The organism is Acrocarpospora pleiomorpha, assembly GCF_009687885.1.
Taxonomy (GTDB): domain Bacteria; phylum Actinomycetota; class Actinomycetes; order Streptosporangiales; family Streptosporangiaceae; genus Acrocarpospora; species Acrocarpospora pleiomorpha.
The window spans coordinates 249,391-270,444 of record NZ_BLAF01000006.1 but is presented as its reverse complement, the minus strand read 5'-3'; the positions used below and the strand labels follow the sequence as shown (position 1 = coordinate 270,444).

Here is a 21,054-nt window from a genome sequence, read left to right as displayed (position 1 = left end):
GACTCCTCATGCCGAACAATGGGAGCTGCGGTCCGTTACGTCAAGGGGGAGCTCCATCTCAGGATGCGGACCCGGGTCCGGACCATCGCACCCGCTCAGTAGGCTTGGTTGAGTGGCTGACATCGTGATTCCCGCTGACCTCAAGCCCGCCGACGGCCGCTTCGGCTGCGGGCCCTCCAAGGTGCGTCCCGAGCAGCTGGCGGCCCTCGCCGGGCCGGGCGCGAGCCTGATGGGCACCTCGCACCGCCAGCAGCCGGTCAAGAACCTCGTGGCCCGGATCCGCTCCGGCCTCGCCGACCTGTTCTCGCTGCCCGAGGGCTACCAGGTCGTGCTCGGCAACGGCGGCACCACCGCGTTCTGGGACATCGCGGCGCACGGTCTGATCCGGGAGAAGTCCCAGCACCTGCACTTCGGCGAGTTCTCGTCCAAGTTCGGCGCGGTCGCCAAGAAGGCCCCCTGGCTGGCCGCCCCGTCCATCATCTCCGCTGAGGTCGGCAGCCACCCGCTGCCGGTCGAGGAGGCCGGCGTGGACGTCTACGCGCTGACCCACAACGAGACCTCCACCGGCGTGGCCATGCCGATCTCCCGGGTCGGCTCCGGCGACGCGCTGGTCCTGGTGGACGCCACCAGCGGCGCGGGCGGCCTGCCGGTCACCGCCGAGGACTTCGACGTGTACTACTTCGCGCCGCAGAAGAGCTTCGCCTCCGACGGCGGCCTCTGGCTGGGCCTGTTCTCCCCGGCCGCGCTGGCCCGGGTCGAGGAGATCGCCGCGTCCGGGCGATACATCCCCGAGTTCTTCAGCCTGCCGATCGCGATCGACAACTCGGCCAAGGACCAGACCTACAACACGCCCGCCGTGGCGACGCTGTTCCTGCTGGCCGAGCAGATCGAGTGGATGAACGGCAACGGAGGCCTGGCCTGGACCACCGCCAGGACCACCGACTCGGCCTCCCGGCTCTACACCTGGGCCGACAAGACCACCTACACCGCGCCGTTCGTGACCGACCCGGCGCAGCGCTCCAACGTGGTCGGCACGATCGACTTCGACGACTCGGTGGACGCGTCCGCGGTGGCCAAGGCGCTGCGCGCCAACGGCATCGTGGACACCGAGCCCTACCGCAAGCTGGGCCGCAACCAGCTGCGGGTGGCCATGTTCCCGGCCATCGACCCGGCCGACGTCGAAGCGCTCACGGTCTGCATCGACTACGTCGTCGAGCGGCTCTAGTCGCCCTGACCGGGCGGGGGCACCCAGCCGGGCGGTTGCTCGGCCGGGCCCCGCCCGGCACGGCGGGCCAGCTCGTCCAGCAGGCGCAGGGCGTCGTCCAGATCGACGCTCTGCGCGAACCTGCTCAGCACCGGCGACCGGTCCGGGCTCTCGGCCAGCGCGTCCAGCATCAGCTCGGTGAGATGCTCGGCGCGCGAGCGGGCCGCGCCGTAGCGGAAGGCCTTACGCTCCGGGGCCCTGCTCAGCAGGCCCTTGCGGACCAGCCGCTCGGCCACCGTCTGGATCGTGGTGTACGCCAGCGGCTTCTCGGCGCCGTCGTTGAGCCGCTCCTGGATCTCACGAATGAGCAGGGACTTCTGTGCGTCCCAGATCACGTCCATGATCGCGCGCTCCAGGGGGCCCAAATTCACAAGAACAATTGTGTCAGTACTCCCGCCTGCGGCGCAGCAGCCAGGCCGCCAGGACTCCGCCGATCAGGCCGAACAGGTGGCCCTGCCAGGAGATTCCCTCCTCGCCGGGCAGAATCCCGAAAATAATCGAGTAGTACATGACCGCGACGACAACGGCCAGCACGATGTCGAGAATCCGGCGGTCGAATAGCCCGCGCCCCACGACATAACCGAAATATCCGAATACCAGCCCGCTGGCGCCGATCGTCACCGTGTTCGGCGGGGCGACCAGCCAGACGCCCAGCCCGCTCACCACGATGATGATCATGCTCACGCCCAGGAACCGGCCCACCCCGCGGATCGCGGCCAGGAACCCCAGGATCAGCAGCGGCAGCGAGTTCGCGATCAGGTGCGGGAAGCCCGCGTGCAGGAACGGCGCGGCGAAGATGCCGACCAGGCCGTCCGGGTCCCGGGCCACGATGCCATACCGGTCCAGGGCGCCGTCCTGGAGGTAGTCGACGATTTCCAGCGCCCACATGCCGCCGACCAGGAACAGCATGACGATGACGCTGCCGAGGGCCCCGGACAGCAAGCTGGCCGTGCGCTCCCGGGGGGTCGGGTTGAGGGGGAGTCCGTCGCTCATGCCTTTACCGTACGCAGTTCCCGCCATGAGCGCGGACCACCCACTGATTGCGATGCTTCGCATCGCGGTTCGGGTGCTCAACCCCGGTGTCTTCCCTCGTCGCTCCGCTCCTCAGTCCAGACACCGGCGCACCCTCACGGCTACTCGCCCCGCCAGTTGGGCGCGCGTTTCTCGGCGAAAGCCGCCGCGCCCTCCATCGCGTCCTTCGACCCGAACACCGGGTTGACGATCTCGCTCTGCTTGGCGAACATCTCCTCCTGCGACCAATCCTGGGACTCCAGGACGATCCGCTTGGTCGCCGTCAACGCCAGCGGCGCGTTCGCCGCGATCTTCTTGGCCAGCTCCAGCGCGCCCGCCAGCGCTCCCCCGGCCGGCGTGACCTGATTCACCAGGCCCAGCTCGTACAGGCGCACCGCCGGATAGTGAGCGCCGGTGAGCGCGATCTCCATCGCCGCGTGGTACGGAATGCGCCGCGGCAGCCGCATGATCCCCCCGGCGGCGGCGACCAGACCCCGCGTGGGCTCCGGCAGCCCGAACTTGGCCTCTTCCGACGCCACGATCAGGTCGCAGGCCAGGGCCAGTTCGAAGCCGCCCGCGAGCGCGTACCCCTCCACAGCCGCGATCAGCGGCTTCTTCGGCGGCGACTCGACCAGACCGCCGAACCCGCGGCCCTCCAGCGCCGGGAAGTCCCCGGTCAGGAAGCCCTTCAGGTCCATCCCGGAACAGAACGTGCCGCCCGCGCCGGTGAGGACCAAGGCGGAGACGTCCGCCCGGGCGTCCAGCTCGTCCACGGCCGCGGCGATGCCGCGCGCCACCGCGCCGTTGACCGCGTTTCTCGCCTTCGGCCGGTTGATCGTGATGACGGCCACGCCGTCGTCGGTTTCTACCAGAACCTCGTCAGACACGAGACCTCTCCAGGGCTTGGGTTACTTCGGCTGGAATCGGATTCCGCCATCGAAACGGATGACTTCGCCGTTCATGTAGTCGTTCTCTACCAGGGCCCGGACCAGGTGGCCGAACTCCGACGCGCGGCCCATGCGCTTGGGGAACGGCACCGGCGCGGACAGCTGCGCCTTGAACGCGTCCGACTCGGGCCCGGAGCCGTAGATCGGGGTGTCGATGATGCCCGGGCAGATCGTCAGCACCCGGACGCCGATGGCGGCCAGGTCGCGGGCGGCGGGCAACGTCATGCCGATGATGCCGCCCTTGGACGCCGAGTAGGCCACCTGCCCCGTCTGCCCCTCGATCCCCGCCACCGACGCCGTGTTGATGACGACGCCGCGGGCCTTGTCCTCCCCCACCGGCTCGGTCCTGGCTATGGCGGCGGCGCCGATCCGCATCAGGTTGAAGGTCCCGATCAGGTTGACGTCGATCACTTTGCGATATGCGGCGAGGTCGTGCGGCGAGCCGTCCCGGTTCACCGTCCGGGAGGCCCAGCCGATCCCGGCGCTGTTGATCACCGCGCGCAACGGCTTGCCGGTCGCCACCGCGGCGTCCACCGCGGCCTGTACGGAGGCCTCGTCCGAAACGTCCGTGCGGACGAACACGCCCCCGAGCTCGTCGGCCAGCGCCTTGCCGCGCTCCTCGTTCAGGTCGGCGATGACCACGGTCGCGCCGATGCCCGCCAGTTCCCTGGCTGTGGCCTCGCCGAGACCGCTCGCACCGCCCGAGATGATTGCTGCTGCATCCTTCAGGTCCATAGCCGGACCCTAACCCGCCAACCGAATGAAGTTCTACTCGGGGTGCCCCAAAATGGCCGTGTCGACATCCGGGTAGACCTTGATCCGCCGATCCAGCCCCGTGGTCCGCAGGATCCGGGCCACCGGCGCCTGGGGCGCGGCGAGGGTCACCCCGCCGCCCTCGCTCGTGGCCAGCCGCCACGCCTCGATCAGCACGCTCAGCCCGCTCGAATCCATGAACGACAGCGAGGTGAGGTCGAGCACCAGGATGGCGCCATCCTGCTTGATGGCGTCGCGGACCTCATCGCGCAGGAAGGGTGCGGTGAACAGATCGAGTTCGCCCTCGACAGCCACCACGACAGCGCCGGAGAGCGACCTCCGCGCGAGCCGCAGCTTCATAGGAACCTCCTCCGCGAGCCCCACTTTACTTCCGCATCACCCTGAGTCATGTCCCCGTGGAAGGGATCGCGAATCCGAAGGGGAGCTCGAGGCGGTGGGCGGTCAGGAGGGGCTCGTCGGCGAGGATGTCGCGGGTGGGGCCGTCGGCGGCGATGACGCCGTCGCTGAGGATGAGGGCGCGTTCGCACAGTTCGAGGGCGTAGGGGAGGTCGTGGGTGACCATCAGCACGGTCACGTCCAGATTTTTCAGGATCTGGGCTAGCTCGCGGCGGGAGGCGGGGTCGAGGTTGGAGGACGGTTCGTCGAGGACCAGGATTTCGGGGTCCATGGCGAGGACGGTGGCCACGGCGACGCGCCTGCGCTGGCCGAAGGAGAGGTGGTGCGGCGGGCGGTCGATGGCGTCGAGCATGCCGACGCGGGTGAGGGCGTCGGTGACCTTGTGGTCGAGTTCGGCGCCGCGGACGCCCATGTTGGCCGGGCCGAAGGCCACATCCTCGCGGACGGTCGGCATGAAGAGCTGGTCGTCGGGGTCCTGGAAGACCAGGCCGACCCGGCGCCTGATCTCCTGGAGGTTCTCCTTGCCGACCTGGAGGCCCGCCACCCGGACGGTCCCGTGCCCGGCCGTGAGGATGCCGTTCAGGTGCATGACCAGGGTGGTCTTGCCCGCGCCGTTCGGGCCGAGCAGGGCCACCCGCTCGCCGCGGGTAATCCGCAGGTCCACCCCGAACAGGGCCTGGGTCCCGTCGGGGTAGGCGTAGGCGAGATCCCGTACTTCGAGCGTCATGAAATGAACAGTAAGGCCGCCGCCGCGATAGGGAGCGCGCCTGCGGACAACCACTGGCGAACGTCCGCCGAAATATCGCGATAAATGGGCATTGTGCCGGTGTAGCCCCTGCTCAGCATGGCCAAGTGCACCCGTTCGCCGCGCTCGTACGACCGGATGAAGAGCGCGCCCGCCGATTTGGCCAGGATCGGGGCCTGCCGGATGTCCCTGGCCTGGAAGCCGCGCGACTCGCGGGCGACCTTCATCCGCCGCATGGCGTCGAGCACCACGTCCAGGTAGCGGAGCATGAACGTGGCGATCTGCACGAGCAGCTGGGGCATGCGCAGCCGCTGGGCGCCCAGCAGCATGCTGCGGGGTTCGGTGGTGGCCGCGAGCAGGATGGAGGCGATCACGCCGAGGGTGGCCTTGGCGAGGATGTTCCAGCTCGCCCACAGGCCGTCCACGCTGAGCGAGACGCCCCAGATCGTGATGCGCTCGCCCAGGCCGATGACCGGGATCGCGAACGCGAACAGCACGAACGGCAGCTCGACCACCATGCGCCGGAGCACGAACCCGGGCGACACCCTGGCGACCACGGCGACCGCCGCCAATAGCAGGAGATATCCGCCGAAGGCGAGGAATCGTTCTCTTGGCGTGGCCACGACGACGATCGCGAACGCGGCCACCGCCAGCAGTTTGCACTGCGGCGGCAGCCGGTGCACGAGGGTGTCCCCCGGGCGGTAGAGCTGGTGGTGGTGTCCGGTGCCCACTTACGTGGTGACCTTCCGCCTTCGCCGGACGAGGTGGGCGATGCCCAGGCCGACGGCGAGCGTGATCAGCACGCCGAGCACGCCCGCGACCCCGACCGGGATGCCGCCGACGTCGCCGTAGTCGGCCAGCGCGAATCCGCCGAACAGGTGGTCGCTGGCCTGGCCGAGGAAGCCCTTGTCCTCGGCGACCCTCTCCAGACCGTCGGGGGAACTCGACGCGAAGAAGCTGACGATCCCCGCCAGCAGTAGCGAGACGATTCCCGCGCCCACCAGGAACGGCCGGATCGGCTTGGCCTCAGGCCCCTGCGGCGCTTCCACGACTCGCTCGCCGTCCGCCGTTCTGAGGACGAGGGGCCTGGTCAGGCCGCGTGCGCCGTACACAAGATCGGGGCGGACGGCCAGCACGCTGCTGACCGTCACGGCGGTGATCAGCCCCTCGCCGATGCCGATGAGCACGTGCGTGCCGCCCATGGCGGCGGCCACGGCGCCCGCGTCGATCGGCGCGGTCCCGCCGATCGCGAACAGCGCCGCGAAGGCCAGCGCCGAGACCGGCACCGACACCAACGCCGCCACGAACGAGCCGGCCACGATGGCCGCCCGGTTGGGCGCCACCCGCACGATCAGCCGGAAGATCCCCCACGCGACGGCGGCCGTCACGATCCCCATCAGGGTGATGTTGATGCCGAGCGCGGTCAGCCCGCCGTCGGCGAAGAAGAATCCCTGCACGAGCAGGACAACCGCCACGCAGAGGACCGCGGTATACGGCCCGACCAATATCGCGGCCAGCGCACCCCCGAGGAGGTGACCGCTGGTCCCCGCCGCGACCGGGAAGTTGAGCATCTGGACGGCGAAAATGAACGCGGCTACCAGCCCCGCCATCGGCGCGGTGCGATCGTCAAGCTCCTGCTTGGCGTTGCGCAGCGCGACACTCACCCCGGCGGCGGCCACCACGGCCGCCCCTATCGACACGGATGCGGTAAAGAACCCATCGGGCACATGCACGGCCATACCTCCGCGTACTTCTGAACCTTGCCCCCACAAGGTTAGAGCAGTTGCAAATAATTCGCATTAACGACGGACGTACGTACGGTTCACAGGCGGATTCTTCGGAAGGCGCGGCGGGCGAGGGTGAAGAGGGTGGCGCGGCGGACCGAGGTGCTCAGGCGGTGGCTGACCGCGGTCGCGTAGGGGCGGGTGGTCCAGCGCGTGGTGCCCTGCCACCAGGTGCGAGCGCGCTCCAAGCTTTTCGGTTCGACGACTTTGACGGGAAATCTCGCCATCGGTCCGCCCATGTCGAGTTCGAGGTAGGCGTCCCAGATCCCCCGGCCGAGCGGGCTGGTCTCGGCGGCGAAGGCCCGGGAACCGGTCGCGACGGCTTCCTCGTAGCGTTCCCTGCCGGTCCGGCGTTCCCGCCAGACCAGGCGCCGTACGGCTGCCGCCCCCGCCCGCCCACCCACCATGACCTGCCCTTCGATCCGAAACCTCCGCTCCACCCACTCGGTCCGGGTCAACCGCACCGACGCGGGCACCCGAACGACATGTCCCCCCACGTCCAGGCTCAGATTGCCGTACGGCCGGGTCAGGTACGGCAATGCCACCACCCCACCAGTGAATCGCGGCACGGGCCGGGTCGACCGCCGGTCCCGATCGGCGCCGAGCCGGCCGAGGCGGCGGATGCCCTCGCATTCGACGGCGACGAAGACGTCCCAGATGCCGGTAGCCAGGTCGGCCACGTCGATGGTGGCGCTGAACAGATCGGCGACCCGGGTGACGGGGATCCGGCATTCGGCCCGCTGGGAGCGTTCTTTCAGCAGCAGCCCGACGGTTCCCTCGAACCCGGACAGTTTCACGCTGCCGGAGATCTGCAGGCGGTCGCCGGTCCACTCCAGGGACGTCAGGCGGCGGCGGAGGGGGGCGGCCTGCACGCGCGCGAGCCGTACCAGCCGGTCGGGGTCGGTCAGCGAGGCGAGGCGGGTGTTGTCGGCGGCGCTCAGCCGGGCGCGGACGCCGTCGGTCAGCCATTCCTGGCAGAGGTCGGCCACCTCGACGGCGATCTTCTCGCGCGCGGACTCGTCGGCGGCCAGGAACGGCTCCCCCAGCTGGGCGAGCACGTCAAAGGTGAAATGCCGCAACAGCAGGTGATCGCGGAGCGGCCCTGGCGGCACATGCTGGATCATGCGCGCGATCGGGATCCTGGCCATCCGCAACCAGGCGAGCGGCTCCCGGCTGCCCGGCTCCTGCATGACGCTGGAACCGTCCTCCCGGTCCATCAGGTGATAGCAGTCGTAGTCGGCGACAATGGAGATCACGTCGGCATGGCAGTACGCGTGCACCGCGAACTCCATGTCCTCCCCGACCCGCAACGACTCGTCGAAACGGATGCGATGCCGGTCCAGCATCGTCCGGCGGAAGAGTTTGAAGACGTTCAAGCTGTTGTAGACCGTGCTGCCCTGCAACGTCACCCGGTCGGCGTTGGCCCGGAACATGGACGCCGGAGCCTTCCGGCCATGCCCGACGACCTTCCCCAGCACGATGTCCGACCCGTTCCGGTCCGCCGTCGCGAGCATCTTCTCCAGGGCGAACGGCCCCAGGTAGTCGTCGGCATCGCAGAAGAACACGTAGCGCCCGCGGGCCCGCGCCAGCGCACGGTTACGAGCCGAGCCCGGCATGCCCGTATGGTCCTGATGGACGACAGTGATGGCGGGATGATGCCGCGCGTACAGCTCCAGCAGCGACCGGGTGTCGTCCGTGGAACCGTCATCCACCACGATGATCTCTTTGCTGACCCGCTGGACCAGCAACGAGGTCAGGCAACGATCAAGAAAAGCCCGGCAGTTGTACGCAGGGACGAGCACACTGACATCAACGGGGTAGTCACTTAGCGCATCCATTGCGTTTCATTATGTAACCCATCGCAGCTCAGCAGGGCCGTCTTGACGATTTCCACACGCGAGGCGCTCCCGCTCAGCCCTCCTGGCGGTCCCCCGTCACGCCAGGGATGTCGAGAACGTGCCGCCCGTTCCGACATCCTCCATGAGAGGCCCATCGAGGGCCCGCCGACGAGGAGCCATCCATGAAGTATCTGCTGCTGATCCATGTCAACCCCGCCGCCCTGGACGCGCTCTCCGAGGAGGAGAGAACCGCCATCTTCGCCGAACACGACGCTTTCACCGCTCTCACCAAGGAGTCCGGCGAACTGGTCGGTTTCACCGCTCTCGCCGACCCTTCCAGCACCACCACCGTCCGGGTGCGGGACGGCGTTCCCGCCGTGACCGACGGCCCGTACGTGGAGGCCAAGGAGTTTCTAGCGGGTTACTACGTGATCGACTGCGACAAACCCGAACGCGCGACGGAACTGGCCGCCATGATCCCCGACGCCCGGCTGACCGCGATCGAAGTCCGCCCGGTCATGAACACCGGCGGCACCGAGATGTGACCGGCCGCGGGCCCCTGACACCCTGGTCAGGGGCCGCATCGTCGCGGATGGTCAGAGGCGCATATTTCCGGACATGTCGTCTCGAGGGGCCTCGGACGCCGTCTTCCGCCGGAGCCGTCGCCGGCCCACGATTCCTCCCGAAACCGCCAGCAGCACCAGGATTCCCGCGATCGTGTACCAGAGCCCGGCGCCGGACTCCTCGCTCTCGATCGGCAATCCCAAGGTCTCCAGCCGGTCGGAGTGGGCCGCGCAGACCACCGGCCGGTCGCTGCTCTTGTTCGAGGCGCAGGCCACGACCGTCAGCCGTTGCATCTGCGGGGCCTGCGGTCCCACCTGGGCGGTCACGCTGAACTCGGCCTCCTCCCTCCCCGACAGTTTCTTGCTCCACTCGATCCGCTTCGTCGAGGCCGTGGCCTCAGGAGTCGTGGAGAGCACTTCGAGCCCTGGCACCGTGGTCTGGAAGACCCGCAGTTCCGGCGTTTCGGTGTCTCCGGTGTTGCTGATCTTGATCGTGTAGGTGAGCCGGTCGCCCTGGCGCACGCTGGTTTGCCCGTTGTCGATGGAGATGTTCAGCGGGAGCGTGGCCTCGGGCTCACGCGCCACGGACGCGTGGGCCGCGCCCATCCCGGACTGGGCGGCGATCAGCGTGACCGCCACCGCGACGTGGGCGCGGGACACGCGCCGGCGCGAATCCCGTGTGCCGGCTCTCCGGACACAACTGACCCGAAAGACCATTTAAACAATACCTTTGACTAGAAATACTCTCGCACATCGGCGCCGCCGTGCGCGAATAGGACGGGCCAATAATAGGCCGGTGGATGAGAATCCACCGGCCCTGAAGAACGCCTTCGATTAAAGAGTGTTCGTGACGTAGTTGAGCGTGACGGTGTAGGTGTCCGGGCGGACGAACGGAATGGTCATCCGGTAGTTATTGGTGATCGCATCGCCCCCCTCGGCCGACGCCGACGCCTTGCTGGCCACCACGAGCGGCGTTCCAAAGGTCAGCGGCGCGAAGGTTCCCGCCTGGGCCGGGCCGTCGACCTGAAGGAGGTTCGCCGGGATGGTGTCGGTGTTGCCGACGATCCCCCCGGTGAGGTTGGCGGCGGCCGGAGCGACGGTGACGTTGTAGCCCGCGAAGTTGTTGGTGGTCACCTCCATGGAGACCGGAGTCCCGCCGGTTGTGGGTGTCTGGCCTGGCGATCCCGTCAGGGTGAACGATGCGGTGAGGTCGGTCAGCGTGATCGAGGAGGAGACCTCGATGTTGGCCGTCGTGTTCCCCGTGTCGGTGTCCGCCAGGGCGGGGGACACTACCGACTCCAGCGCTCCCACGGTCAGCACGCCGGTCAGAGCCAGAGAAAGGCACACAATACGCGCATTCCGCATTGTTGACATATCGACTCTCCTTAGAGTTTTCATTCCAGCCGGGATGATCACCGTACCGAGTGCCAGGCAAACCTCTTTTATGAAGACGTTAAGGCGGCAATATCAGTCATATCGCTACATGGAGAATCTCTGTCATTGTGTGCTGGTGATGTAGTCGAGGCTCGCCGAATAATTCCCGGATGGGACGAATGGGATATCGATCTCATAATCGGTGCTCAGCGGATCGCCGTGTGGTGCCGATGGGGTGGACTGATCGTGCACGGAGACCGGCTCGGTGCTGGAAAGCGGGCTGAAGGGGGTCGTCCCGCTCTTCCGTACCTTCAGCGCTGAGATGGGGATCGTGGCGGCGATTCCGGGCGCGGTGAATTCCGGCGAGGCGGCGCTCACGGCGACGTTGTAACCGCCGGGGCTGTTGGTGATCACGGTCATGGTCACGGCGCCGTCCCCGCGCACGGTGGCGGCCGGGACGCCCGTCAGGGTGAAACCGCTGGTGAGGTCGGCCAGCGCGAGGCTCTGCGCGATGACGGGGACGCTGCTGGCGCAGCGGGGGTCGGTGCCTTCGTCCGGGCAGGTGCTCCCCCGGGTGTCCGAGCTGACGGTGTTGACCAGGGTGGCGTTCCCGCCGCTGGGGCTGGTGGTGACGCTGTAGGTGATGGTCGCGGTGGCTCCGACGGCGAGGTCGCCGGTCCAGGTCAGGGTGGGCGCGTCGTAGTCGACCGTGCCGCTGGTGGCCGACGCGTCGTTGTTGTACGTGGCGTCGTCCAGCACCCCGCCCAGCGCGTCGGTGAAATCGGCCCCGGTATAAGGGGCTTGTCCGGTGTTGGCGACCGTCACCGTGTAGGCGACCCTGCCGCCCGCGACGATTGTCCCGACGTCCGCCGTCTTGATGATCGTGAGCGCGGGGACCAGGATCGCGACCGTGGCCGTACACGCGGCCGGGCAGGTGTTGCCGGGCGTGGTGGAGGTCACCGTGTTGAAGATGAACGCGTCGCCTGGATAAGGATCGCGGATGGTGACGGAGTAGGTGATCGTGGCGGCGGCGCCGATGCCCAGGTCTCCCGTCCAGGTCAGGTTGGGACTGGTGTAGTCGACATCGCCGACGTTGGTGGCCGCGTCGTTGTTGTAGGCGGCATCGTTGAGCACACCCGTGAGCGAGTCGGTGAATTCCGCCCCCGTGTACGGCGTCTGCCCCGAATTGGTGACTGTCACCGTATAAGTCACGACATCACCCGGCTCAGCCGTCGCCACATCCGCCGTCTTGACGATCGTCAGCTGCGGCTCAAGGATCTCCACTGTCGTCACACACGACGGATCACCAGGACAGTTGCTCCCCTCCGTCGTGGAAGTGACCGAACTGGTCAAATTCCCGCTCGCCGGATCGTTCACCGTCACCGACGCGGTCGCGGTCATCGTCTCCCCCACCGCCAGCGCACCCGACCAGGTCACCAATCCGGCCTCGTCGAACGCCAAACCTCCCGAACTCGCCACCGCGTCATTGTTATAGGTCGCCTTCTCCAACGCCTCCGCCAGCGAGAACGTGAAGCCCGCCCCCGAATACGGCACCTCACCCGAGTTCGTCGCCGTCACCGTGTACCGCACCACACCTGTCGGAATCGTCGTGGTGGCATCCGCCGTACTCGTCAGGGCCAGGGTGGAGACCGGCACGGTGCGCGTGCAGCGAGGGTCGGAACCAGCGGCCGGGCAGTTGCTGCCCGCGCTGGTCGAGGACACCGTGTTGATCAGGCGTTTGTCGCCCGGGTCCGGCGATCGCACGGTCACCGAGTAGGTGATGGTCGAGGAGCCGCCGGGGGCGAGCGCGCCGGTCCAGTTGAGGTCCGAACCGGAGGGTGAGACGGCTCCGGTCGTCGCGGCGGCGTCGCCGGTGTAGACGGCGTCGTCCAGCACGCCGGAGAGCGAGTCGGTCAGCGTCGCCGCCGGATAGGAGGTCTGCCCGGTGTTGGTCACCGTGATCGTGTAGCCCACGGTGGCGCCTGGCGTCGTCGTGGCGGCGTTCGCGTTCTTCACGATGGTCAGCGCGGGCGTCAGGACGGCGACCGTGACCGTGCAGGCCGAGTCGGGGCAGTTGTTCCCGGCGGCCGTCGAGGAGATCACGTTGATCATGATCTTGTCCCCGGGGTCCGGATCGCGGACCGTGACCGAGTAGTTGATCGTCACCGTCGCGCCGACGGCGATGTCGCCGGTCCAGGTCAGGATCGGGCTGTCGAAGGAGAGGCTTCCGGTGGTCGCGGTGGCGTCGTCGTTGTACACGGCGTCGTCGAGCAGGCCCGCGAGCTGGTCGGTCACGCTGATCCCGGTGTACGGCGTCTCGCCGGTGTTCTCAAGCGTGACCGTGTACGCGACCGTCCCGCCGGGAACCGTCGTCGGCGCGGCGGCGGCCTTGGTGATCGTGAGCCCGGGGATCAGGACCTGCACGCTGGCGGAACACCGCGGATCGGAGTTACCGGTCGGACAGTTACTCCCGGGCGTGTCGGAGATAGAGGCGACGACTACGTCCCGGTTGCCGTCGTCAGGATTCTTGACGGTGAAGGAGGATGTCAGCGTGACCGTGGCGCCGACCGGGATGTTGCCCGTCCACACCAGTCCGGTGGGACTGATCGACAAGGTCCCGGAGGTGACCGTCTCGTCCCCATTGGGGATGACATCGTCCAGCAGATCGTCGCCGTTGTAGGCGACGCTGATTCCCATGTACGGGGTCTGGCCGGTGTTGGTGAACGTGCTGGTGAACTCGATCACTCCGGCCGGCGTGGTGGTCGTGACGTTCGCGCTGTTGTCGATGGTCAGGTCGGAGACGGTGACCGTGTCCGTACAGCGCGGGTCATCGCCGCCCGAGGGGCAGTTACTCTGCGGCGACGTCGAGGTCAGCACGTTGGTCAGGATCTCGTCTCCGGTCGCCGCGGTCTTCACGGTCACCGAGTAGGTGATCGTGACCGAGCCCTCGGCCGGAACGTCGCCGGTCCAGGTGAGGTCGGGCGCGGTGTAGCCCACAGTTCCCGCGCCAGCGGCGGCGTCGTTGTTGTAGTCGGCGTCGTCGAGCACCCCGGTCAGCGGGTCGGTCAACGTCGCGCCGAGATAGGGCGTGGCAGCGGAGTTGACGACGGTGATCGTGTAGCTGACGACGCCGCCCCGGACGGTCGAGGTCACATCGGACGTCTTGCGGAAGGTCAGAGCGGCCGCGTCGGCGACGGCGACGGTCACCGTACACCGGGAATCGGACGACCCCGACGGGCAGTTGCTGCCCGGAGTGGTGGAGACGGCCGTGTTCGCGAGGTTCCTGTCACCGAGGTCGGGATTGTTGACGGTAACCGTGTAGGTAATGGTCGCGACCGCGCCAAGCGCCAGGTTCCCGCTCCAGGTCAGCGTGGGAGCCGTGTAGCCGACCGTGCCCACGTCGGCGGCGGCGTCGCCGTTGTAGACGGCGTCGTCGAGAATGCCGGACAGGTCGTCGGAGACGTTGGCGGCGGTGTAGGCGGTCTGCCCGCTGTTGGTGACCTTGAGGGTGTAGGTGATGGTGTCGCCGTCCACCGCCGTCTCCTGGTCCGCGGTCTTGACGATGGTGAGCGCCGGCGTGAGGACGGTGACACTCGCCGAACAGGCCGGGTTGCCCTGTCCCGGCGGGCAGGTGCTACCGTCCGCGTCCGAGCTGACCGTGTTGAACACCAGCTTGTTGCCCGGATCAGGGTCGCGCACGGTCGCGCTGTAGGTGATGACTGCGGTGCCGCCCACCGGCAGGTCGCCGGTCCAGGTCAGGATCGGGCTGGTGAAGTCGAGGGAGCCGACGGTGGCGCTCGCGTCGTTGTTGTACGTGGCGTCGTCGAGCAGCCCCGACAGGTCGTCCCTGGTCACGGCCCCGCTGTACGGCGTCTGCCCCGTGTTCTCCACGGTCACCGTGTAGTTGATTGTTCCGCCGGGAACCTGGGTGGCCGTGTCCGCGGCCTTGCTGATGGACAGCTCGGGTTGCAGGACGTCCAGCCGGGCGGTACAGCGGGGATCGGAGCCGCCGCTGGGGCAGTTGTTCCCCGGGGCGGCGGAGACGAGCGTGCCGGTGAGGACCTTGTTCCCCGGGTCCGGATCCTGCACGGTGAGGCCGCCGGTGACGGTGACGACGCCGCCTACCGGGATGTTCCCGGTCCAGGTGATACCGGTGGGCCCCAGCGTGAGCGTGCCCGTGCTGGCGACCTGGTCGCCCAGGGGGACGGCGTCGTCCAGAACGTCACCGCTCGCGGCGAAGACAGTGATTCCGGTGTACGGCGTCTGCCCGGTGTTGGTGAAGGTTGCGTTGAGCCGTACCACCGAGTCGGGGGTGGCGGTGGGTTCGGCGAAGCTCTGCTCCAGGATCAGCCGGGACAGTCTGACCGTGGTCTGGCAGCGGGTGTCGGTGCTTCCCGCCTGGCAGTTGTTGCCTTGCGCGGTCGAGGTGAGGGTGTTGGTGAGCAGCCCGTCGCCCGGATCCAGAGCGCGAACGGTCACGGTGTAAGTGATGGTCGACGAGTCCCCGACGGCCAGGTCGCCGGTCCAGGTGAGCGTGGGCGCGTTGTAGTCGACCGTGCCGCTGGTGGCCGCCGCGTCGTTGTTGTACGTGGCGTCGTCCAGCACCCCGGCCAGCGGGTCGGTGAAACTCGCTCCGGTGTAGGGGACCTGTCCGGCGTTGGTGACCGTGACGGTGTATTCGACGGTGCCGCCTTCCGTGACCGTCGAGGTGTCTGCCGTTTTGGTGAGGGTGAGAGCCGGGACCAGGACGGTGACGAAAACCGTGCACCGGCTGTCGCTACTCCCGGCCGGGCAGGTGTTGCCTGGCGTGGTGGAAGTCACCGTGTTGGAGATGAACGCGTCACCCGGATAGGGATCACGGATGGTCACGGTGTAGGTGATCGTGGCGACCGCGCCGATGCCCAGGTCGCCGGTCCAGGTCAGGGTAGGCGCGCTGTAGTCGACCGAGCCGCTGGTAGCCGCTGCGTCGTTGTTGTAGACCGCGTCGGTCAGCACCCCGGTGAGCGAGTCGGTGAAAGCAGCCCCCGTGTACGGCGTCTGCCCCGAGTTGGTGACCGTCACCGTATAAGCCACGACATCACCCGGCTCAGCTGTGGCGACATCTGCCGTTTTTTCGATCGTCAGCTGCGGAACAAGGATCCCCACCGTCGTCGCGCACGCCGGATCACTGCTACCTACCGGACAGTTGTTCCCTGTCGTCGTCGAGGTGAGCAAAGTGGTCAAATTCCCGGTCGCCGGGTTGTTCACCGTCACCGACGCCGTCATGGTGGCCGTCTCCCCCACGGCCAGCGCACCCGACCACGTCAGCGACCCGGCGTCGAACGTCAAACCCCCCGAAGTCGCCACCGCGTCATTGTCATAGGTCGCATTCCCCAACGCCCCCGCCAGCGAGAACGTGAAACCCGCCCCCGAATAGGCCGCCTCACCCGAGTTCGTCGCCGTCACCGTGTACCGCACCACACCTGCCGGAACCGTGGTGCTGGAATCCACCGCGCTCGTGAGCGTCAGTTGCGGGACGCGCACCGGGACGGTTCTGGTGCAACGCGGGTCGGTGGGGCAGTTGCTGCCCTCGCTGGTCGAGGTCACCGTGTTGGCCAGGCTCTTGTCGCCCGGATCCGGGGATCGGACCGTGACCGAGTACGTGATGATCGCGGATGCGCCCGCCGACAGGTTTCCGTTCCAGCTGAGGATCGGGGCGCTGTAGGAGGCCGTACCCGAGGTGGCGGCGGCGTCGGCGTTGTAGGTCGCGTCGTCGAGCACGCCGGACAGCGGATCGGAGAAGTCGGCCGCCGGGTAGGCGGCGCCGCCTGTGTTGGTGACCGTGATGGTGTATTCGACGGTGTCACCTGGGGACGCTGTCGACGGGTTCGACGTCTTCACGATGGTCAGTTCGAGCAGGCCGACGCTCGCCCGGCAGCGGGAGTCGGTGCTGCCGGACGTGCAGTTCGCCCCGAGCGTGGGCGAGGTGACCGTGTTGGCGAGAGTGCCGTCTCCTCCGGATTCCACCGTCACGGAGTAGGTGATGGTGGCGACGGCGCCCGGGGCGAGGGTGCCCGTCCAGGTCACGTTCGGGTCGTCGTACGCGGCCGAACCCTGCGTGGCGGCCACGTCGCCGTTGTAGGTGGCGTCGTCGAGCACGCCCGTCAGCGGATCGGTGAAGGTCGCCCCCGTGAACGTGCTCGGCCCGGTGTTGTTGACCGTGATCGTGTAGTTGACGGTGGTGCCCGCCGCAGCCGCCGTCTTGTCGGCCGTCTTGGTGATGATCAGCGGACCGACCCCGACGACCAGGGTGACCGCCTTGGTGTCGCTCTGGTCGTTGGCATCGGTGACCCTGACCGTGAAGGGGTAACTCCCGGCGGTCGTGGGTGTGCCCGACAGCAACCCTGTCGCCGAGTTCAGCGTGAGACCGGGCGGCAACGTGCCCGAACTCACCGACCACACGAACGGCGCCGTACCCCCCGAAACGGTCAGCTGATCGTTGTACGGCACGCCCACTTGCCCGCCCGGCGGCGCGGGAAAGTTCAGCGTCGGGCTGGCGACGACGACGAGCGTCACCGCTCTCGTGTCGGCCTGGTTGCCGGAGTCGGTGATCTTGACCGTGAAGGGGTAGCCTCCGGCGGTCGTCGGAGTGCCGGAAAGCAGCCCTGTCGCCGAGTTCAGCGTGAGACCGGGCGGCAACGTGCCCGAACTCACCGACCACACGAAAGGTGCCGTACCTCCAGAAAAGGTCAACTGGTCGCTGTAGGACACGCCAGCTTGCCCGCCCGGCGGTGGGGGAAAGGTCAGCGTCGGATTGGCGTTGGGGGTCACCGCGCCGGACGGTAGCGAGGCGGGGCCGGGACCGGCCAGGTTCACGGCTGTCACCGTGAAGGTGTAGGCGGTTCCGGGGGTCAGGCCGGTGATGGGCTCGGTCGTGGCGGTGCCGGAGAAGGTCTGCGTCGGCTGGGCCACCGCGCCGATGTAGGGCGTGACCACGTACGAGGTGATCGGGCTGCTGCCGTTGGCCGGAGCCGTCCAGGTCAGAGTGGCCGAGGCGTCCCCGGCGGTGGCGGCGGTGATGGTCGGCCTGCCTGGAACCGTATAGGGGACGACGGCGTTGGACTGCGCGCTCGCCGTGCTCGTGCCGATGGCGTTGGTGGCCTCCACGGTGAAGGTATACGAGCCGCCTGCCGTCAATCCGGTCAAGGTCCGGGTGGTCGTGGAGGCGTCGAAGGACTGCGGCGCCTGCGCGACCCCGCCGAGGTAGGGCGTCACGATGTAGCCGGTGATCGGGCTGCCGTGGCTGCTGGGAGCCACCCAGTTCACGGTGGCGCTGGTGACGCCCGCCGTCGCCGTGGGGGCGGCCGGGGTGGCGGGTTTGTCGGTGTAGACGAAGTTCGCGGCCCCCGCGACGCCCTGCGTCACCATGGTCACGGTCACCGTGTCCGCCGACGCGCGGGCCGGCATCGAGGAGATGTTCAGGGTGCCGTTGGGATTTACAGTGAAACATCCGGCCGCGGGACCGGAGGGGCAGGGCAGCAGGGTGACGGGCGTGCCGACGCGCTGCTCGGCCACGGTGCCGATCTCGATGGCGGTCGCGCCGGTGATGTTGGAGCCGCCGACCGTGACGGCGATCCCGCCCGCGATCGTGCTGGTGGCGGGGGTGACGGTGATGCCGGACGGGGTGGCCGGAATCGTCCCGGCGGTCGTCGTCTGCGCGATGGCGGGGTTGGCGTCGTTGGAGGACGCGACCGCGATGGAGGAGGACTGGATCAGTGTGGGCGTGACGCTGCTGCCGGTGACGATGCCGACCACGGTGATGGCGGGCAGGGTCGTCCCGGCGGCGAACGGGGTGGAATTGTTCGTACAGGTGATCTTCTGCCCGGCCGGGGCCTGGCACGTCCAGCCGCTCCCGAACGCGCCCACCGGCACGACACCCGTCGGCAACGTCTCCGTCACCGAGATCGGGGACGTCTCGTTCTCGCCGGAGGCGCCCACCCCGGCGACGACCGTGTAGGTCACCGGATCGCCCGGCTGCGGAGACGATCCGTTGTAGCTCGTCTGGGCGACGGTGAGCCCGGGGACGGGGTTGAAGCTGACCACCTTGGCGCTGTCGATCTCGTGGAAGTCGGTGAGAGAACCCGTCGAGGCCACCCAGCCGAACGCGAGCTGGCGGGGAATGCCGGCGGAGGTGGTCCAGGTGGAGGACGGGTAGAGGGAGGGCGGGACGGAGGGGAGAGCGCCGTCCAGCGTCCTGGTGCTCCCGCCTACGGGCGTGAACACCACCTTGTACATGCCGGAGGCGACGGTGAGGCCCGACGCGGTGACGATGCTGGCCGCGGTCGGATTGATGACGATCTCGACGGGCACCTGGGCGGCGGCCCGGTTGGCGCCGCGCAGGGCGACCGCCGGGGAACTGGTGGTGGTCGCGGTGCTGTTGATCGCGCAGTAGCCGACCGTGCCCGCTCCCGGGCCGCGCACGACCACCTGGCCCGGGACCCGTTCGCCTGTCGTGCTGATGTACGCCGGATTGGTGCAGCCGCTCCCTTGATAGACGCTGTTGCTGAAATTTCCGTACACGTCGAAGCCGAAGCCGAGGTAGGCGTTCGCCAGACCGGGGCCGCCCGCGTACGACGAGTAGCCCAGCGCGCCGCCGCTGCGGCCGATATTGGCCGGAGACAGGGGGTTGGCGGGATCCACGGCCGCGACCATGAACGTGAGCCCTTCGGCGGAGGTGCCGCCGTACTGGTAGGCGTTGAACGTCACATCCAGGCCCGCCGAGGTCGGCATGCTGATCGCGCCGAAGAGGCCGCCCTCCTGGTTCGTCGAGTTGCCGGTGAGGCGCAGCGTGCCATGCCCGGTCGCGTCGGTGTTGGTCGTGCAGCTGTGCAGGCCGGAACCGGTGTTCCCGGTCGCGGTCAGGCAGGCCACATTCGTGCCGCTCTGGCCCGTGGGCAGGGCGGGCAACGACACCGGGAAGGCGGGGACCGGCGTGTTGGTCTTGAACGGCTGGTTGAACAGCATGGTTCCCGCCGCGTACGCGACGCGGTCCGGCAGGTCGGCGAGGGTCGCGAGCAGACCCACGGTGAGCGCCTGGGCGGCCAGGCGGCGGAGGCGGTACCTAGACATGGGTGTCGTTGTCAGTCCCGTTCAGGGCGATCGCGGCGGCGAGTACCCGGGCTCGGTAGCGGCGCCGTACGAACCAGGCGAGCAGGAACGCGGCCAGCAGGGCGGCGAGGCCGATGCCCAGCAGGTGCAGCGGGAGCACGATGATCCGCACCGTGCGGGTGGAGTCACCGGCGGACAGGGTGGCGTGGCAGACGCACATCAGCAGGGGGTCCCAGCGGGTGGCCACCTCGCGGGTCGCGCCGCGCACCACGGTGAAGTCGGGGAACGGCACGGCGGAGCCGCCGACCTGGGCGTGCAGGCGGGAGGACGCGCGGAAATCCCGGTGTACGGTGCCGGTGCTGCGAATCCTCGCGGTGAGGGGCACGGGGCCGCCCAGCACGAACTCCGGCGCCTGGAGTCCCGCGATCTCGACCGAACTGTCGACAGGGCCGGGGACGGTGACGAAGACCGGGGTGGCGATGCCGCGGTTGATTCTGATGTTCGCCGCGTTCTGGGCCGCGGGGACTTTGAAGATCAGCGCGAACTGGTGGTCGCCCGGTTCGGGGTCTGGGGGCATCTTGACCCGGACGGTCACCGTCCGGGTCGTGCCCGCGGCCATCCGGAAGTTCGCCGGCTCGGCGGCCGCCCAGGCGGCGGCCGCGTAGGACGCGTTCGGCTGGAAGTTCAGCGCGCCGTTCTCGCCCGCGGTGAAGTCGGCTTTCTCGACGGTGACGTCGAACGCTGAGCGGCCCTTGTTGGTGAGCTGGAAACGCTGGGCGGTGGTGGTCGTGCCCGCCGGGATGACCAGGCGGGTGGGGCTCACCTGCAGGGAGAAGTTCGGCTGAGGTGGGGTGTGGGCGAGGGCTGGGGCCTCAGCCCAGAAGAGGCAGAGGACGCCGCCCATCGCCAGCCAGCGCCCGGCACATCGAACGGTGCGGTTCAAATTAGACGCTCCAGAGAGTGATCAGCTCTAGAACGTAGCTATTTGATCACCAAGGGGCTTGCTCGGGTGCGGTCGTGGATTCCCTTTGGTGTCTCTCGAAAGGGTATGGGGGCGGGAACTTTTCGCTCTAAAGGCCGTGGATCGGGCGTGGGGGTTCCGCGTGAATGGCAACTGGCTGTGACATCTACCACCAACTGGGTAAATCCACCTGGAAACGAATTATCCGTTGATGGATTACGAACGTGGACAGTCGTTTATTTGGGGGAATAATGGGTGGGTGGAGGATATCTTCGGCGGTTGGTGTGGGGATGGTGCTGCTGTTCTGGGT

General features: G+C 68.2%; 15 protein-coding genes. 2 read left to right on the top strand and 13 right to left on the bottom strand.

Annotated elements, in window-relative coordinates; translation table 11 throughout:
* The first annotated feature begins 112 nt into the window (after nt 1-112).
* Nucleotides 113-1,225, top strand: coding sequence for a phosphoserine transaminase (gene serC / locus Aple_RS05640; protein ID WP_155343383.1), 1,113 nt, complete (start codon nt 113-115; stop codon nt 1,223-1,225).
* Here serC and Aple_RS05635 read toward each other — a convergent pair.
* The 9 genes from Aple_RS05635 to Aple_RS05595 all read right to left on the bottom strand — a co-directional run bounded on the left by Aple_RS05635 (nt 1,222) and on the right by Aple_RS05595 (nt 8,759).
* A complete protein-coding gene (locus Aple_RS05635) occupies nt 1,222-1,635 on the bottom strand; it encodes a BlaI/MecI/CopY family transcriptional regulator (RefSeq protein WP_155343382.1) in 414 nt (137 codons plus the stop codon). The two genes, serC and Aple_RS05635, sit on opposite strands and share 4 nt — an antisense overlap.
* Nucleotides 1,636-1,648: 13 nt before the next feature.
* The gene (locus Aple_RS05630; protein WP_155343381.1) at nt 1,649-2,257 is read right to left on the bottom strand and encodes a rhomboid family intramembrane serine protease; all 609 of its coding nucleotides are present in this window, start codon (nt 2,255-2,257) and stop codon (nt 1,649-1,651) included.
* A gap of 140 nt (nt 2,258-2,397) precedes the next feature.
* Nucleotides 2,398-3,162, bottom strand: coding sequence for a crotonase/enoyl-CoA hydratase family protein (locus tag Aple_RS05625; RefSeq protein WP_155343380.1), 765 nt, complete (start codon nt 3,160-3,162; stop codon nt 2,398-2,400).
* A 21-nt stretch (nt 3,163-3,183) separates the two neighbouring features.
* Nucleotides 3,184-3,957 carry an SDR family NAD(P)-dependent oxidoreductase gene (locus Aple_RS05620; protein ID WP_155343379.1) on the bottom strand — a complete coding sequence of 258 codons (774 nt, stop codon included), beginning with the start codon at nt 3,955-3,957 and terminating at the stop codon, nt 3,184-3,186.
* Between the two features lie 33 nt (nt 3,958-3,990).
* A complete protein-coding gene (locus Aple_RS05615; protein ID WP_155343378.1) occupies nt 3,991-4,335 on the bottom strand; it encodes an STAS domain-containing protein in 345 nt (114 codons plus the stop codon).
* Nucleotides 4,336-4,381: 46 nt separating this feature from the next.
* A complete protein-coding gene (locus tag Aple_RS05610) occupies nt 4,382-5,119 on the bottom strand; it encodes an energy-coupling factor ABC transporter ATP-binding protein (protein WP_155343377.1) in 738 nt (245 codons plus the stop codon).
* Nucleotides 5,116-5,868 carry a cobalt ECF transporter T component CbiQ gene (gene cbiQ / locus Aple_RS05605; protein WP_155343376.1) on the bottom strand — a complete coding sequence of 251 codons (753 nt, stop codon included), beginning with the start codon at nt 5,866-5,868 and terminating at the stop codon, nt 5,116-5,118. The genes Aple_RS05610 and cbiQ overlap by 4 nt, the downstream gene beginning before the upstream one ends.
* The gene (locus tag Aple_RS05600; protein ID WP_246264150.1) at nt 5,869-6,876 is read right to left on the bottom strand and encodes an energy-coupling factor ABC transporter permease; all 1,008 of its coding nucleotides are present in this window, start codon (nt 6,874-6,876) and stop codon (nt 5,869-5,871) included.
* A gap of 83 nt (nt 6,877-6,959) precedes the next feature.
* Nucleotides 6,960-8,759, bottom strand: coding sequence for a glycosyltransferase (locus Aple_RS05595; RefSeq protein ID WP_155343375.1), 1,800 nt, complete (start codon nt 8,757-8,759; stop codon nt 6,960-6,962).
* A gap of 182 nt (nt 8,760-8,941) precedes the next feature.
* Between Aple_RS05595 and Aple_RS05590 the strand changes: the two genes are divergently transcribed.
* Nucleotides 8,942-9,304 carry a YciI family protein gene (locus Aple_RS05590; protein WP_155343374.1) on the top strand — a complete coding sequence of 121 codons (363 nt, stop codon included), beginning with the start codon at nt 8,942-8,944 and terminating at the stop codon, nt 9,302-9,304.
* Between the two features lie 51 nt (nt 9,305-9,355).
* On the opposite strand, the gene Aple_RS05585 is transcribed toward Aple_RS05590, so the two are convergent.
* The 4 genes from Aple_RS05585 to Aple_RS05570 all read right to left on the bottom strand — a co-directional run bounded on the left by Aple_RS05585 (nt 9,356) and on the right by Aple_RS05570 (nt 20,726).
* A complete protein-coding gene (locus tag Aple_RS05585) occupies nt 9,356-9,982 on the bottom strand; it encodes a DUF11 domain-containing protein (protein WP_170321298.1) in 627 nt (208 codons plus the stop codon).
* 174 nt (nt 9,983-10,156) lie between these two features.
* Nucleotides 10,157-10,696, bottom strand: coding sequence for a hypothetical protein (locus Aple_RS05580; protein WP_218038125.1), 540 nt, complete (start codon nt 10,694-10,696; stop codon nt 10,157-10,159).
* 123 nt (nt 10,697-10,819) lie between these two features.
* Entirely contained in the window at nt 10,820-19,804 is an 8,985-nt protein-coding gene (locus Aple_RS05575; protein ID WP_155343372.1) for a DUF7927 domain-containing protein, read from the bottom strand.
* Complete coding sequence (locus Aple_RS05570; RefSeq protein ID WP_155343371.1) at nt 19,797-20,726, bottom strand: COG1361 family protein; 930 nt, start codon at nt 20,724-20,726, stop codon at nt 19,797-19,799. Before Aple_RS05570 ends, Aple_RS05575 begins: the two co-directional genes overlap by 8 nt.
* Nucleotides 20,727-21,054: the final 328 nt, after the last annotated feature.

Bases quoted from the DNA above. Each gene is read 5' to 3' on its own strand.
- Aple_RS05630 (WP_155343381.1), bottom strand. From the start codon at position 2,257: ATGAGCGACGGACTCCCCCTCAACCCGACCCCCCGGGAGCGCACGGCC.
- Aple_RS05620 (WP_155343379.1), bottom strand. From the start codon at position 3,957: ATGGACCTGAAGGATGCAGCAGCAATCATCTCGGGCGGTGCGAGCGGT.
- Aple_RS05615 (WP_155343378.1), bottom strand. From the start codon at position 4,335: ATGAAGCTGCGGCTCGCGCGGAGGTCGCTCTCCGGCGCTGTCGTGGTG.
- Aple_RS05610 (WP_155343377.1), bottom strand. From the start codon at position 5,119: ATGACGCTCGAAGTACGGGATCTCGCCTACGCCTACCCCGACGGGACC.
- Aple_RS05600 (WP_246264150.1), bottom strand. From the start codon at position 6,876: ATGGCCGTGCATGTGCCCGATGGGTTCTTTACCGCATCCGTGTCGATA.
- Aple_RS05595 (WP_155343375.1), bottom strand. From the start codon at position 8,759: ATGGATGCGCTAAGTGACTACCCCGTTGATGTCAGTGTGCTCGTCCCT.
- Aple_RS05590 (WP_155343374.1), top strand. From the start codon at position 8,942: ATGAAGTATCTGCTGCTGATCCATGTCAACCCCGCCGCCCTGGACGCG.
- Aple_RS05580 (WP_218038125.1), bottom strand. From the start codon at position 10,696: ATGTCAACAATGCGGAATGCGCGTATTGTGTGCCTTTCTCTGGCTCTG.
- Aple_RS05575 (WP_155343372.1), bottom strand. From the start codon at position 19,804: ATGTCTAGGTACCGCCTCCGCCGCCTGGCCGCCCAGGCGCTCACCGTG.